Genomic DNA, 14,180 nt, shown 5'->3' on the forward strand with positions numbered 1-14,180 from the left:
GGTTGCATACGTTCTGTGATCGTGCACCCTGCCCCAACTTCTTGTTCACACATGTCCGTCAGGGCACAGCCGCGGGCAGGGGGCGTCGCGCCGTGGACCCGGTGATCATCGTCGGTGCGGGGCCCGTCGGGCTCACGACGGCCCTGGCGCTGGCCCGTCACGAGGTGCCGTCCGTCGTCCTCGACGAGGGCCCCGGCAAGGACGAACCACGCGCCGCGCGCACGGTCGTACTGCGCGAGGAGACCGCCGCGCTGATGGAGCGGCTGACCGGCGTCCCGCTCTCCGAGCGCGGCGTGCGCTGGGCCGGATGGCGGTCTCTGCGGCGCAAGCAGGTGACACGCGAACTCGTCTTCGACGACACCGAACCCGCCCCGCTGCACCTCGCACAGCACGTACTGACCAACGCCCTGCGCACCGCCCTCGCCGACGAGCCGCTGGTCAGGATCGCCCTCGACAGTCGGCTCGACACCATCGAACAGGAGCGCTCGGGAGTCACCGCACACACCCGCGGCCCCAACGGCACCTGGTGGCGGGGCAGTTATCTGGTCGGCTGCGACGGCCCGCGCTCGACCGTGCGCAAGCTGCAGGACATCCGCTTCCCCGGCCGTACGGCGGTGGAGCGACACGCCGTCGCCGCGCTGCGTGTGGAACTTCCGTGGCCCGGTCAGGCGTTGCTCCATCGGATGCCGCCGTGGCGGACGTCCGGGCCCTCGGCCGGGGAGGTGACCGCCCGCCCCCTCCCGGACGACGTGTGGCGCCTGGACTGGCTGCTGCCGCCGGGCAAGGACCTGGTCACGCCCGACCTCCTGGTGGCCCGTGTCCGCGAGACCCTCGCCGGCTGGACGGACGGCCCCACACCGACGTACGAACTCCTCGACACCGGAGTCCACACGGTGCACCACCGCCTCGCCCGCCGTTGGCGCGCCGGCCGGGTCTTCCTCGCCGGGGACGCGGCGCACCTGCTCGGCGCGCTGGGCACCCAGGGGCTGGACGAGGGGCTCAGGGACGCCGACAACCTCGCCTGGAAGCTGGCCGTGGCCTGGCACCACGGGCCGCACGAGGCGCTGCTCGACAGCTACCAGGCGGAGCGGCGTGCGGTGGTGGCCGCCCGGTTGCGCGCCGCCGACCAGGTACTGCCGGTGCTGCGCGGCAGTGGCGGGCTGCGCTCTTACGTCCCCGGCTCGGGCCGGGGCCAAGACGCGCTGCTCACGGACGGTCACCTGGGGCGCGGGACGCTGGGCGCGCCGGGCTCGTACGCCGGTTCACCGCTCGCGCCCCGGCACCTGGAAGGGGAGGTCTCCGTCGACACTCCTCCCGGCACACCGGTGACCGATGTGCGGGTCACGGCGGAGGACGGCTCCTTCGTACGGTTGCGGGACCGGCTCGGGCGTGGCGCGCTGCTGGTCGTGCTGATCGCGCCGGGCACGGGTGTGTGGGACCGCAAGCACTGGGTCTCCGCGGGGCTCATGCCCCGGCTGGCCGCCGCCGTGACCGCGTTGCCGTACCCGGCGGAGTTGCTGGTCGCCGAGGAGTACCCGGGCGCGCCGGCGCACACCGTGCTGCTCGTGCGCCCCGACGGTCACCTGGTCACCGCGCTGAGCGGGGTTCGGCCGGCCGACCTGTACGCGGCGGCGGAGGCGACTCTCGGCGGGGCGGTGAAGGCGGAGAAGGAGGCGGAGACGGAGTCGGAGGCGCAGGCAGAGGCCGGGGCCGGGGCGGGCTCCAGGGTGCGTTGACCGTGAGTGCGGTCACCCTCCGGTCCACATAGTGACTGTCGGTTGACCGGTATGCACCGGCATGGTGTACTCCGGGTCGTGACCGACACCGATGTGCGCCTGTGGCGGAGGGTCCATATGGACCTGGTCCGCTATGCGGGCTGCGTGTGTCGCACGTCCTGCTGAATTCGCATCGCTGAATTCGCCATCCCTCTCTCCTCCCCTTCTCTTCCCGTCGCGCGCCGTTCCCGCATCGCCGCGCGTCACCTCAGCGAACGCACCTCAGGACGGTGTACGTGTCTGTCTCTCCCTCTCTTGCCCCCACTCCCCCCGCCCAGGGGTCCGCTTCCGCGCCCACGCAGACGGACCTCCTCGGCTTCGTACGGCAGGTGGCCGCCGATGCCGAACTGATCGCCTCACTCCCGCTCGACCCGGAAGGCCGCACCTGGGTGCGGCTGGAGGGCCCCGGCGGCAGCGAGGCCTGGCTGATCGGCTGGCCGCCCGGCACCGGCACCGGCTGGCACGACCATGCCGAGTCCGTCGGCGCCTTCATCACCGCGACGGGCGAACTCAAGGAGAACTCCCTCGCCGTCCGGCTGCCCGCCGACGGCTGGAAGACCCTGGAACTGACCGACGACGTGGACCGCGAGCGGCGGCTGCCGGCCGGAAAGGGCCGCTCCTTCGGCCGGCACCACGTCCACGAGGTGTTGAACGAGTCCACCGACCGGCACGCCATCTCCGTGCACGCCTACTACCCGCCCCTGCCGCGGATCCGGCGCTACAGCCGCACGGGCCCGGTGCTGCGTCTGGAACAGGTCGAGCGTCCGGAGGACTGGCAGTGAGCGGGACGGCGGAGCAGCCGGAAGAACAGCCGGTGGGCATCGACGAGCTGCTGGAGCGGGTGCGCGACGGCTACCGGCGGATCGAGCCGCTGGAGGCGTACGACGCGGTGCAGGCCGGCAAGGCCCTGCTGGTGGACATCCGCTATGCGGCCCTGCGCGAGAAGGACGGACTGATCCCCGGCGCGCTCGTCGTGGAGCGCAACGAACTGGAGTGGCGCCTGGATCCCCGCGGCAGCCATCGCGCCCCCGAGGCGACCGGCCACGACCTGCGCGTCGTGGTGGTCTGCAACGAGGGCTACGCGTCCAGCCTGGCGGCGGCCTCCCTGCACCGGCTGGGCCTGCACCGGGCGACGGACCTGGTCGGCGGCTTCCAGGCGTGGAAGGCGGCGGGGCTGCCGGTCACCTCCTGACACACGGTCACCTCCTGATAGTGGTCACCTCCTGATACGAGGTCACCCCTCGGGCGGGCAGTACAGCGGGTCCATGCCCAGCGGTCGGCGAGGCGCTCGGGCGCCGGTGCTACTCCTTCGCGGTCGCCACCGTCACCGCGCGCACCCTGAGCGCCACGCGTCCCGGGAGCGCGGTGGCCACGAGGGCGAAGACGGCGGCGACCGCGACGACGGTGACGTACAGCAACGGCGTGACCGTGGGCGCGGCCCGGCCCGTCATGCCGATGCCGAACGCGGTCAGCACCGCGAGGGCGATGCCGCTGCCGAGCGCCGTGGCGAGGAGCAGGACCGACAGCGCCTCGGTGCGCAGCATCCGGAGCACCTGGCGCCGGGTCGCCCCGGCAAGGCGGAGCAGCGCGAACTCCCGGATCCGTTCGGAGACCGACATGGCGAGCGTGTTGACCACGGCGATGGCCGTGAAGGCCAGGACGAGCCCCATGGCCAGATAGTTGACCTCGGCGTTCGCCTGCTGACGGTCCGCCTGGAGCGAGTCGGCGGCGGCCGGAGAAAGAATTCGGAGTCCCGGGAACTTACGGAGAGTAGTCGCGAGTTGTGTCTGTGTACGGGTCGTGCTGACGAGGACGGAGGAGGCGAGCGGGTTGTCGACGTGGCGGGCGACGAGGTCGTGGGCGAAGGTGATGTCGCCGAAGCCGAGACCCCTGGCGTAGACGGCGGCGACGGTGAGCGTGGCGGGCGTGCCGTCGCCGAGCGTGAGTTTCAGGGTGCTGCCGGGCTTCAAGTGGCGCTGGTCCGCGGCGAGTTCACTGACCGCGACGGTGTTCCCGGTCAGCCGGTCGAGGGAGCCGGCGGTGACCTTCGGGTCCCAGGTGCTGGTGAGTCCTTCAGGGGTGACGCCCTGGGCGGCGTATTTGTCCAGGCCGACGCGGACGGTCGTGCGGACCACTTCGGTGACGGCGTCGTGGTGGGTGCGCAGTTGCCGTGCGGCCTCGGCCGGGACGCCCGGCCCCTGGGCGGCGACGACCCAGTCCGCGGTGACGCCCTCGCGGGCCTGGGCCCGGGCGGCACCGCCGAGGGTCGACTGGACGAACAGGACGGTGCAGGTCATACCGATGAGAAGAGTGAGGGGGGTGACTGCGGAGGCCATCCGGGCGGCGTTCCCACGCAGGTTGGCGGTCGCGAGCCGACCGCTGTGACCGGTGAGCCGCAGCGGGCCGGCGAGCAGCAGCGCGGCCGCCCTGACCAGCAGGGGACCGAGCAGGGCGACGGAGGTCGACAGGACCACGACGGCAAGGAAGGTCACGGGAGTCGAGGCGGGCTCGGTACGCAAGGAGGTGAGGACCACGACGAGGACGATCCCGCCGGTGAGCAGCAGCAGACCGGCGAAGATCCGCCCCCAGGCGGTGCGGGCACGCTCGGCCCTGGCCTCGGCCAGTGCCTCGGCCGGCCGTATCCGGGTGATCCGGCGCGAGGCGATACGGGCCGCGGCCCACGCCCCGACCAGGGTCACCGCGAGTGCCGCAAGGGGTGGGAAGACGCCGACGGTGTGCTGCAGTGTGTCGGGTACGGCGCCCAGGGCGACGAACCGATCGTGCAGCAGACCTCCCAAGGGAAGCCCGAGGAGCGCGCCGACCGTGCCCGCGGCCGCACCGACAATCAGGGCCTCGCGGCCGAGCAGCTTGCGGATCTGGCCGGACGTGGCGGCGATGGCGCGGAGCAGGGCGAGTTCGCGGTGGCGCTGCTGGACGGAGAGCGCGAAGGTGCCGACGACCACGAGGACGGCCACGAGCAGCGAGGTCCCGCCCATCGCGCCACCCATGCTGACGAGCCGGGTCCGGGCGGCTGCCGCGTCCAGGAACTCGACCGGGCCACGGGCGTCTCCGCTGCTGACCTGAGCGGTGGTGCCGTGCAGCGCCCGCGCCACCGCCTGTCGCAGCCGGTCCGGGCCCGTGCCCTTGGCGGGGAGCACACCGTATGCGGTCACCTGCCCGGGGTGCGCGGCCAGTCGGCGGGCCTCGGCGCTGGAGAAGAACAGCGACGTCTGATGGCGTACGTCCGTGGCGGGAGCGGCAATGCCGGAGATTCGGTAGCTGCGCGGGGACTGCGTCGACTGCACGGTGAGGTGGTCACCGGGCCGAAGGTGGGCACGTGCGGCCAGATAGATGTCGACGACGAGGTCGGTGGCGGCCTTGGGGGCGGTGCCGACCGTCAGCCGGTACGGCGTGAGCACGGCGGAGTCCCAGGCGTGTCCGTAGGCGGTACGGCCGCCGGTTCCGGTCGGGGTCAACGGCTCGGCGAGGAAGGTCAGTTCGGGGACGACCCGGGCTACGCCCGGGGTGCCGGCGAGGGTGCGCTCCAGACCGGCCGGGAGCCAGGCACGTTCGGCGATGGGTTTCGCCTTGTGCTTGATCTTGGTCTTGCCCTTCTTGTGCTTGACGGTGGTCTGGTGGACGTTCTGGTCGGCGGAGACCACGACGGGGGCCACCGCATAGCGCTCGGTGCGGATCGTGCCGCGCAGGCCGGTGTCGAGCAGGGTGCCGCAGGCGGTGATGAGTGCGGCCGCGCACATCAGGGCGAGGAAGGCGCCGAGGAATCCGGCCTTGCGGGCGCGGACGGTCCGAAGGGCGTAGCGCAGCATCATGAGGGCCGGGTCTCTTTTCTGTTGTCGGTCCGGGTGTTGTGGTCGGCCGGGGCAGGGAAGGCGAGCAGGCGCGTGAGTACGGTGCGGGCCTCGGGCAGGGTGTCGGCCTCGGGGCGCTTGTAGCGGTTGAGGAGGGCGATGTACTCCTCGAAGAACTCACGGAGTTCGGGCAGGGTCAGCCGGATGGTGCCGCGCGAGTAGGGGAAGGCGTCCGCCCAGGGGTCGCCCTCGTCCGTGTCCAGCTGGAGTTGCTCGAACAGCTCCAGATCGGCGGCGTAGGCGTGATGGTTCAGCTCGTCCATGACGTGCCGGAGTTCCGCGCTCTGCCGGCTGCGCGGCGGGAATCGCAGGTCGCCGGGGACGGCCCGCCACCAGCGTTCCCGGCCGTGGCCGGCGGCCGCGGCGGTCTCCTCGACGAAGCCGTACCGGGCCAGTTCACGCAGGTGGTAACTGGTCGAGCCGGTGTTCAGCCCCAGCGCGCGGGCGAGCGTGGCGGAGGTCGCCGGGCCGTGCAGGGTGAGGTGCTGGAGCATGCGCTGCCGACGCGGGTGGCCGAGCACCCTGAGCGCGGCGAGGTCGGAAAGCTCGACGGGAGCGGGTGGTACGGGCATGCGTACACAGTCGTCTGTGCACAGGTGCCTGTGCACTGCGGTGCTCCGGCCTCTTCGGACGGGGGTTAACCCCACCCCGTCACAGGCGGTGCCGTCGGAGTGGCGGTGATGCGGGCGCGCGACGGATCACACGGCGGATCACGCGACGTATCGAAGGGTCCTCACGAAGGCCCCTGGCTCAGAACTCCTCGCCCTCAAGGAACTCCGTGTCCTCGCCCTCTTCTTCCAGCGCCTGCCGGACCACCCGGAGAGCCATGCCCTCGGAGTACCCCTTGCGGGCGAGCATCCCCGCGAGGCGCCGTATCCGCTTGTCGCGGTCGAGGCCACGGGTGGCGCGCAGCTTGCGGGCGACGAGTTCACGGGCGGTCGCCTCCTCCTGCTCGGAGTCGAGCTGGGCGACGGCCTCGTCGATCAGCGTCGAGTCGACGCCCTTGGTCCGCAGCTCACGCGCGAGCGCACGCCGGGCCAGACCCCGGCCGTGGTGCCGGGACTCCACCCAGGCGTCGGCGAACGCGCTGTCGTCGATCAGGCCGACCTCCTCGAACCGCGACAGCACTTCGTCGGCGACGTCGTCCGGGATCTCCCTCTTGCGCAGGGCGTCCGCGAGCTGCTTCCGCGTGCGCGGGGTCCCGGTGAGCAGACGCAGACAGATCGCCCGCGCCTGCTCAGCCGGGTCCCCCGGGTGCTCCTTCTTCTCGGCCCTCGACGAGGAGAAGGAGTCCCCGTCCTCATCAGGCGCCGCACCGGACGCCTCACCGAAGCCACCGCGCCCGCGACGTCCGCGCGAGCTGGCCCGGGCGCGCGTCCCACGGCCACCGCGCCGTGAACCGCCGCGCGGCTCGTCGCCGCTGGGGCCGTCCGGGTCATGGCTGCCCGGATCGCCCCCGTACGACCCGTCACCTCCGTAGGACCCGTCGCCCTCGTACGGCCCGGTGTCCGTGAACGCGCCGTCGCCCCCCGTACCGTCGCCCGTCCGGGCAGGACCCGCGCCGCCTCTCCCCCGCCGCTCCCGTGGAGCGTCGGGGTACGCGTACTCGGCCCAGTCGGTTCGTCGTGTCACGGGTCAGCTCTTGGCTGCGCCGGCCTTGGGCTTGGCGGCCTTGCCGGCTGCCGGGGCGGGCACCGTCTTCCCGGCGTCCGTACCGGCCGCGACCGGGGCTTCGGCGCTCGGCTCGGCGGCGGGCTCCTCCGGCCGCACTCCGACGCCCAGCTTCTCCTTGATCTTCTTCTCGATCTCGTTGGCCAGGTCGGGGTTGTCCTTGAGGAAGTTGCGCGCGTTCTCCTTGCCCTGGCCGAGCTGGTCGCCCTCGTACGTGTACCAGGCGCCGGCCTTGCGGACGAAGCCGTGCTCCACGCCCATGTCGATCAGACCGCCCTCACGGCTGATGCCCTGGCCGTAGAGGATGTCGAACTCGGCCTGCTTGAAGGGCGGCGCGACCTTGTTCTTCACGACCTTGCAGCGGGTGCGGTTGCCGACCGCCTCCGTGCCGTCCTTCAGGGTCTCGATGCGGCGGATGTCGATGCGCACCGAGGCGTAGAACTTCAGCGCCCGGCCACCGGTCGTGGTCTCCGGGGAGCCGAACATCACGCCGATCTTCTCGCGGAGCTGGTTGATGAAGATCGCGGTGGTCTTCGACTGGTTGAGCGCGCTGGTGATCTTCCGCAGGGCCTGGCTCATCAGACGGGCCTGCAGACCGACGTGGCTGTCGCCCATCTCGCCCTCGATCTCCGCGCGCGGGACGAGCGCGGCGACGGAGTCGATGACGATGAGGTCGAGGGCGCCGGAGCGGACCAGCATGTCCACGATCTCCAGGGCCTGCTCGCCGTTGTCGGGCTGGGAGAGGATGAGGTTGTCGATGTCGACGCCGAGCTTGCGCGCGTACTCGGGGTCGAGGGCGTGCTCCGCGTCCACGAACGCGACCTGACCGCCGGCCTTCTGTGCGTTCGCCACGGCGTGCAGGGTCAGGGTCGTCTTACCGGAGGACTCCGGGCCGTAGATCTCCACGACGCGGCCGCGCGGCAGTCCGCCGACGCCCAGGGCCACGTCGAGCGCGGTCGACCCGGTCGGGATGACCTCGATGGGCTCCCTCGACCGCTCGCCCATGCGCATGACCGCGCCCTTGCCGAATTGCCGTTCAATCTGTGCGAGTGCGGCGTCGAGCGCCTTCTCGCGGTCGGTTCCTGCCATGGGTTCCACCCGGTTTGCTTGAGTCGATCGCTTCACGTCAAAGACGCTAACGCCTGCCACTGACAATGCGCCCCGACGCCGGCCCGGCCTGTGGACAACTCGGGCACTTCTCCACCCAAACCGTGTCGAAATCCCCGTCGAGAGCCTCGCCCGAGCCTCCATAAGAATGGATGTTCGATTTTCGTGTCAAGCGCACCATGCGACACCTGCGATGCTTCGCCGCGGCCCCGGCCGAGGCTCCTGCCGACGCGTCCGACGCCGGCCCAACACCGGCCCAACGGCGGCCCGGCGCGCGGCTACTCCGGGCGGCGTACGACGGGTGTCTTCGACCGGACGACGACCGCACGGAGCGTTCCCGGGAGCCTTGAGCCATGCTTCGGTCCCCGGCACAGTCCCTGAGAAACCCGCGGTCCGTGAAGGACCCGCCGTCCGTCGACACCCAGCACGCCGCCGAGCGTCTCTGTCACGCGATCGGCCTGCTCCTCGTCGCCTCCGGTCTCGCGCACCTGGTGGTGTTCGCGGTCGACGGCGGCCCCTGGGGCGGTCCCGTCTCCTGGCGCAAGCCCGTCACGTTCGGGCTCTCCTTCGGGATCACGCTGATCGCGGTCACCTGGGTCACGTCGTATCTGCGCGTCGGGCAGCGGCTGCGCACCGTGCTGCTCGTCGTGTTCGCCGCCGACTGTGTGGTGGAGGTCGGCGGCATCACCCTTCAGGCGTGGCGCCGGGTGCCCTCGCACCTCGACATGGAGACCCCCTTCGACACGGCTGTGTCCATGACGCTCGCGGTGGGCGGCGGTGTGCTCGTGGTGCTGCTCACCGTCTTCGCGGTGGCGTCCTTCCGGCACCGGCCGACGGGCCCGGCGGCCATGCCGCTCGCGGTGCGCTCCGGGTTCGCGATCCTGCTCGTGGCGCTGGCCTCGGGCGCCGCGATGATCGCCCGCGGGGTGGTGCTCACCCGGACCGGCCACCAGGAGGCGGCATACCACTCGACGGCCCCGCTCAAGCCGCTGCACGGAGTGAGCCTGCACGCCGTCCTGGTCCTGCCGGCGCTGGCGTGGCTGCTGTCGCGCACGTCCTGGAGCGAGCGGACGCGGCAGCGCATCGTCGCCGTCGCGGTCGGCTGTTACGCGGCCGCCGTGGCGGGTGCCGGGGTGTGGGCGGTCCTCACGTACTGAACCCGTGCCTCAGGAGGACTCCTCCGGGAGCCCCGCCCCGGGCTCGGCCGCACCCGGCTGCCCCGCCCACAGCCGACGCGCACGGGCGATCAGGCCGGGACCGGACGCCCCGCGTGTGCGGTGCCCCTGCACCCGGGGGTCGTCCGTGACCTCGTACCTCTTCACGTACGCGCCCAGGAAGGCCTGCAGCGTGGCGACCGCGGGGATGGCGATCAGGGCGCCGACGGCACCGAGCAGTGCGGTGCCCGCGATGACGGACCCGAAGGCGACCGCCGGGTGGATGTCGACGGTCTTCGAGGTCAGCTTGGGCTGCAGCACATAGTTCTCGAACTGCTGGTAGACCACCACGAAGGCCAACACCCACAGCGCGTACCAGGGGTTGACCGCGAACGCGATCAACATGGGCAGCGCGCCCGCGAGATACGTGCCGATGGTGGGGATGAACTGCGAGACCAGACCCACCCAGACGCCCAGCACGGGTGCGTACGGCACCCCCAGGGCCTGGAGCAGGATGTAGTGCGCGATCCCGGAGATGAGCGCCATGAGGCCGCGCGAGTAGAGGTAGCCGCCGGTCTTGTCCACGGCGATCTCCCACGCTCGCAGCACCTCGGCCTGCCGGGCGGGCGGCAGGACCGAGCACAGGGTGCGGCGCAGCCGCGGCCCGTCGGCGGCGAAGTAGAACGAGAAGAGGGTGACCGTCAGCAGCCGGAACAGACCGCCGAGCACCTGGGCGGAGACGTCGAGCACACCGGCCGCGCTGGTCTGCGCGTACTTGCGCAGCCAGTCGGAGTGGAGCAGCCCCTCCTGGACGTCCACGCGTCTGAGGTCGGTGTGGAACGTCTGGTTGACCCAGTTGATCAACGAGTCGAGATAGCCGGGGAACCCCTCGACCATCTTGACGATCTGGCCCGCGAGCATCGACCCGAGCAGCGTGACGAAGCCCGCGGTCACGATCATCAGGCCGAGAAAGACCAGGAAGGTGGCCAGCCCCCTGCGCATTCCATGGGCGGACATCCAGCTCACCGCGGGTTCTATCGCGAGGGCCAGGAAGAACGCGATGAGGATGTTGATCAGCAGGCCGGTCAGCTGGTGGAAGGCCCAGCTGCCGAGCTGGAACACGGCGACGAGGGCGAGTGCGAGCACCATGGCGCGCGGCAGCCAGCGCGGCATGCGGGCGCCCGGCCCGGCGGCGCCCTCGGCCGGGGGCCGGGCGGGCGGCGTCGTACCGAACGGGGATGCGTGCTGGGCGAGCTGCCCGGTGTCGTCAGTGGGTGCCACGGAGCAAGTGTCGCCCACGCCGCTGACAGCCCGCTGTCGGCCTGCGATCGTCGTTACCGGTCAGCGCCTCTCCCCCGGCACGTTCATGACGGTGCAGACCACCCGCCAGACGTCCTTGGCCTCCCAGCCGGCGTTCAGCGCCTCGCGCACCGTGCGTCCGCCCAGCTCCGACATCACATGATCGCGCGCGAATGTCTCGGCGTACCCCGCACCGAAGTGTTCCGCCATCCGCTGCCAGAAGACCGTCAACCGCATGACACCAGTATCCCGCCCCTTGGGGTGGGCCCTGCCGGGGACCGCCTTGCGAGACCGCTTTCCGTCCTACGGTCTGACGCATGCCCGAAACAGGAGCTTCTCCACTCCCCCCTGTGTCCCCGGCGCGCACCCCGCTCTTCCGCGCCGAACAGTTCGTCTGGCTCACCGCGCGCGTGCTGGAGCAGCGCCTGTTCGCCTTCCACTTCCTGAACGGCGGCGCCGATCCGGTGGAGACGGCACTGGACGCCTATCGCAACGAGGACGGCGGGTACGGCCATGCTCTCGAGCCCGATCTGCGCGGCCCGGTGAGCCAGCCGCTGCACACGGGCCACGCGCTGCGCGTCCTGGACGCCGTGGGACGGTGCGGCGGGCAGCGGGTGGAGCGCGTGTGCCGCTATCTGACCTCCGTCTCCACCTCGGACGGCGCCCTGCCGGCGATCCATCCCAGCCAGCGCGGCTATCCGGCGGCCCCGTTCATCCCGATCGTGGACAACCCGCCCAGCGAGCTCCTGGCCACCGGACCGGTGGTGGGCCTGCTGCACCGCAACGAGGTGTGGCACGCCTGGCTGTTCCGGGCCACCGACTTCTGCTGGCAGGCCGTGAACGGCCTGGAGAAGTCCCACCCCTACGAGGTCGAGGCCGCGGTGGCCTTCCTGGACTCGGTGCCCGACCGCCCGCGCGCGGAGGCGGCCGCCGACCGCCTGGGCCGCCTGGTGCGCGAGCAACGGCTCGCGGCACTGGACCCGGAGCGGCTCGACGAGTACCCCGTCGCGCCCGGCTACGCCCCCGGCGAGCACCACTTCCCGCACGACTTCGCGAGGACACCGCGGTCGCTCGCGCGCGCGTGGTTCACGGACGAGGAGATGACACGTTCCCTGGACTTCCTCGCGGCCGAGCAGCAGGAGGACGGCGGCTGGCCGGTGCGCTGGCGTCAGTGGGCGCCCGGCACGGCCCTGGAGGCCCGCCCCATGGTGACGATCGAGGCCCTGCGCACCCTCAGGGCGTACGGCCGGTTCGTGGGCTGAGCCGGGGCGCCGTCATCCTCCGACGGCCCGCACACCCGCCGTGACCACCACGGCCGCCGCGACGACGAGCAGGAACGGGGCGCGCAGCACCAGCGCCACGCCTGCGGCCGCGAGCCCGGCGGCCCGGGCGTCCAGCATCAGCGCGTGCCCGTGGGCGAAGGTCTGCTGGGCCGTGAGGGCGGCGAGGAGGGCCACGGGCAGCAGGGCGGCGAGCCGCTTGACCAGCGGGCGCTCCAGGGCGCCCGCGGGGACGAGCAGTCCGGCGAGCTTGACGGCGTAGCAGCCGAGGGCGGTCGCGCCGATCGCGATCCAGGTGTTCAACGGTCTTCCTCTGGTGCGTCGTCGGGTATGTCGTGCGGTACGTCGTCGGGTGCGTCGTGTCGGGTACGGCCCCTGCGGCGGCCCTCCGCCCACAGGGCGACCGGCGCCGCGAGCGCGGCCACCAGGACGGGCACACCGGCGGGCAGGACGGGCAGCAGGCCGAGTCCGAGCAGCACCGCCAGGGCCGCGACGGCACGCTCGGTGGCGGTCTTCACCATGGGGGCGAGCAGCGCCAGGAACACGGCGGGCCCGGCCGCGTCCAGGCCCCATGCCTCGGTGTTGCCGATGGCCTTGGCACCCAGGGCGCCGAGCAGCGTGGTGAGGTTCCACAGCAGGTACAGGCTGAGCCCTGTGACGGTGAAGCCGATCCGCACCGCGCGCCGGGTCGGCTGCGCCAGCGCCACCGCCGTCGTCTCGTCGATCACCCACTGGGCGGCGAACGGACGCACCGCGCGCGGGAGGGCCAGCAACTGCGACAGACGCAGCCCGTAGAACGCGTTGCGCACCCCGAGGAAGAAGGCACCCGCGGCCGCCGTGAGCGGGTTGCCTCCCGCGGCCAGCGCCCCCACCAGGGCGAACTGTGAGGCGCCGGTGAACACCAGGAGGCTGAGCGCACAGGTCTGCAGCAGGCTCAGCCCGCTGCCGGCCGAGGTCACCCCGAAGGCGAACCCGGACAGTCCTACGGCGACCCCGACTCCGAGGGCGTCCCGTACGACGGCGGCGTCCGGTTTTCCTGCGTCGTCGGCGCGTATGTCTGCGAGAGCTGTCTGTTGTGCCACGCGTCGGACGTTACGAGCAGTCGGGGTCCCCGGTCTTGTACGTTCTTGCGCTCTCGCTCCTGTACGTTCTTGCGCTCCCGCTGGTACGCCCCCGGGGGCACGCCGACGATCCGGGCGAAGTGCCGGTTGAGGTGCGGCTGGTCGGTGAAGCCGACGGCGACGGCCGCCTCCGCGGGTGCGGTCCCGGCGTCCAGCAGGTGCCGTGCCCGGCGCACCCGGGCGTCGGTCAGCCAGGCGTGGGGCGGCATGCCGTAGATGTCACGGAACGCCCGCAGCAGCGCGAAGGGGCTGGTCCCCAGGTCGGCGGCCAGCCGCTCCAGGGTGGGTGGCTCCGTCATCCGCTCCTCCAGCACGGCACGCGCCCGTGCCGCGGTACGGGCCCCGGCCGTGCGCACCTCGCGGCGCGGCAGCGGTCCGCCGTTGAGCCGCAGCAGCCGGGTCACGGCCACCCGCAGCAGGGTGTCGGCGGCCAGCGCGTTGCCCTCGTCGGTGGCGCGCAGCACCTGGTGCACCAGGCCGACGGTGTACGGATCGTCGAGCACGGGACTGACGAAGCCGGGGGTGCCGCGGATCGTGGTGGTCTCGGCCGCGATGGCGCCCACCACCTCGGGCGACGGGTACACCGCCCCGTACCGCCAGCCCTCCGGAACGCCGGCCCGCCCGGTGTGCGGGGTGTCCGGATTGACCAGGGCGAGCGCTCCCGCACCCACGTGGACGTCGGACCCGCCGTGGTGGAAGACCTCGACGCCGGCGGCGACGGCGGCGATCACGAAGTTCTCGTGGGTGTGCCGGACGAAGGTCTTGCGGATGTACCGCGCCCGCAGCAGGTCGACACCGGGCAGTTCCTCGTACTGCCAGTGCCTCGCCCGCTCTCCCGAACCCGCCATGGGGTCATTCTCCTGCACCCCGGCGGACCGGCGGCCGCCCGGGGCCGGGCCGGGCC

15 protein-coding genes are annotated in these 14,180 nt (G+C 72.2%); 6 read left to right on the forward strand and 9 right to left on the reverse strand.

Annotation, left to right across the window (positions count from 1 at the left end; genetic code table 11):
* Window positions 1–92: 92 nt before the first annotated feature.
* From AB0I54_RS30770 to AB0I54_RS30785, 4 genes are all read left to right on the forward strand, one after another.
* Window positions 93–1,736 (forward strand): FAD-dependent monooxygenase, encoded by a 1,644-nt coding sequence (locus AB0I54_RS30770; protein WP_363299469.1) that lies wholly within the window; start codon window positions 93–95, stop codon window positions 1,734–1,736.
* Window positions 1,737–1,787: 51 nt separating this feature from the next.
* Window positions 1,788–1,901 carry a putative leader peptide gene (locus AB0I54_RS30775; protein ID WP_363299470.1) on the forward strand — a complete coding sequence of 38 codons (114 nt, stop codon included), beginning with the start codon at window positions 1,788–1,790 and terminating at the stop codon, window positions 1,899–1,901.
* 110 nt (window positions 1,902–2,011) lie between these two features.
* Entirely contained in the window at window positions 2,012–2,557 is a 546-nt protein-coding gene (locus tag AB0I54_RS30780; RefSeq protein ID WP_363299471.1) for a cysteine dioxygenase, read from the forward strand.
* Complete coding sequence (locus AB0I54_RS30785; protein WP_363299472.1) at window positions 2,554–2,967, forward strand: rhodanese-like domain-containing protein; 414 nt, start codon at window positions 2,554–2,556, stop codon at window positions 2,965–2,967. Before AB0I54_RS30780 ends, AB0I54_RS30785 begins: the two co-directional genes overlap by 4 nt.
* A gap of 109 nt (window positions 2,968–3,076) precedes the next feature.
* On the opposite strand, the gene AB0I54_RS30790 is transcribed toward AB0I54_RS30785, so the two are convergent.
* The 4 genes from AB0I54_RS30790 to recA all read right to left on the reverse strand — a co-directional run bounded on the left by AB0I54_RS30790 (window position 3,077) and on the right by recA (window position 8,404).
* Window positions 3,077–5,605, reverse strand: a complete 2,529-nt coding sequence (locus tag AB0I54_RS30790; RefSeq protein WP_363299473.1) for an ABC transporter permease — start codon at window positions 5,603–5,605, stop codon at window positions 3,077–3,079.
* On the reverse strand, window positions 5,602–6,216 hold the full coding sequence (locus AB0I54_RS30795) for a helix-turn-helix domain-containing protein (RefSeq protein ID WP_363299474.1): 615 nt from the start codon (window positions 6,214–6,216) through the stop codon (window positions 5,602–5,604). Before AB0I54_RS30795 ends, AB0I54_RS30790 begins: the two co-directional genes overlap by 4 nt.
* Before the next feature lie 178 nt (window positions 6,217–6,394).
* Window positions 6,395–7,276 (reverse strand): recombination regulator RecX, encoded by an 882-nt coding sequence (gene recX / locus AB0I54_RS30800; protein WP_363299475.1) that lies wholly within the window; start codon window positions 7,274–7,276, stop codon window positions 6,395–6,397.
* 3 nt (window positions 7,277–7,279) lie between these two features.
* A complete protein-coding gene (gene recA / locus AB0I54_RS30805; RefSeq protein WP_363299477.1) occupies window positions 7,280–8,404 on the reverse strand; it encodes a recombinase RecA in 1,125 nt (374 codons plus the stop codon).
* Between the two features lie 413 nt (window positions 8,405–8,817).
* On the opposite strand from recA, the gene AB0I54_RS30810 reads away from it, so the two are divergent.
* Window positions 8,818–9,579, forward strand: coding sequence for a hypothetical protein (locus tag AB0I54_RS30810; RefSeq protein WP_363299478.1), 762 nt, complete (start codon window positions 8,818–8,820; stop codon window positions 9,577–9,579).
* Between the two features lie 9 nt (window positions 9,580–9,588).
* On the opposite strand, the gene AB0I54_RS30815 is transcribed toward AB0I54_RS30810, so the two are convergent.
* Both AB0I54_RS30815 and AB0I54_RS30820 read right to left on the reverse strand, forming a co-directional pair.
* Window positions 9,589–10,857, reverse strand: coding sequence for an AI-2E family transporter (locus AB0I54_RS30815; protein WP_363299479.1), 1,269 nt, complete (start codon window positions 10,855–10,857; stop codon window positions 9,589–9,591).
* Window positions 10,858–10,917: 60 nt separating this feature from the next.
* Window positions 10,918–11,112 (reverse strand): DUF3046 domain-containing protein, encoded by a 195-nt coding sequence (locus tag AB0I54_RS30820; protein ID WP_363299480.1) that lies wholly within the window; start codon window positions 11,110–11,112, stop codon window positions 10,918–10,920.
* 80 nt (window positions 11,113–11,192) lie between these two features.
* On the opposite strand from AB0I54_RS30820, the gene AB0I54_RS30825 reads away from it, so the two are divergent.
* Window positions 11,193–12,137, forward strand: a complete 945-nt coding sequence (locus AB0I54_RS30825) for a hypothetical protein (protein WP_363299481.1) — start codon at window positions 11,193–11,195, stop codon at window positions 12,135–12,137.
* A gap of 12 nt (window positions 12,138–12,149) precedes the next feature.
* On the opposite strand, the gene AB0I54_RS30830 is transcribed toward AB0I54_RS30825, so the two are convergent.
* The 3 genes from AB0I54_RS30830 to AB0I54_RS30840 are packed head-to-tail and all read right to left on the reverse strand — an operon-like array spanning window position 12,150 to window position 14,124.
* On the reverse strand, window positions 12,150–12,458 hold the full coding sequence (locus tag AB0I54_RS30830; protein WP_363299482.1) for an AzlD domain-containing protein: 309 nt from the start codon (window positions 12,456–12,458) through the stop codon (window positions 12,150–12,152).
* Entirely contained in the window at window positions 12,455–13,237 is a 783-nt protein-coding gene (locus AB0I54_RS30835) for an AzlC family ABC transporter permease (RefSeq protein WP_363299483.1), read from the reverse strand. Before AB0I54_RS30835 ends, AB0I54_RS30830 begins: the two co-directional genes overlap by 4 nt.
* On the reverse strand, window positions 13,138–14,124 hold the full coding sequence (locus AB0I54_RS30840) for an AraC family transcriptional regulator (RefSeq protein ID WP_363299484.1): 987 nt from the start codon (window positions 14,122–14,124) through the stop codon (window positions 13,138–13,140). The genes AB0I54_RS30835 and AB0I54_RS30840 overlap by 100 nt, the downstream gene beginning before the upstream one ends.
* Between the last annotated feature and the right edge of the window lie 56 nt (window positions 14,125–14,180).

The organism is Streptomyces sp. NPDC050625, from assembly GCF_040654755.1.
Classification (GTDB): domain Bacteria; phylum Actinomycetota; class Actinomycetes; order Streptomycetales; family Streptomycetaceae; genus Streptomyces.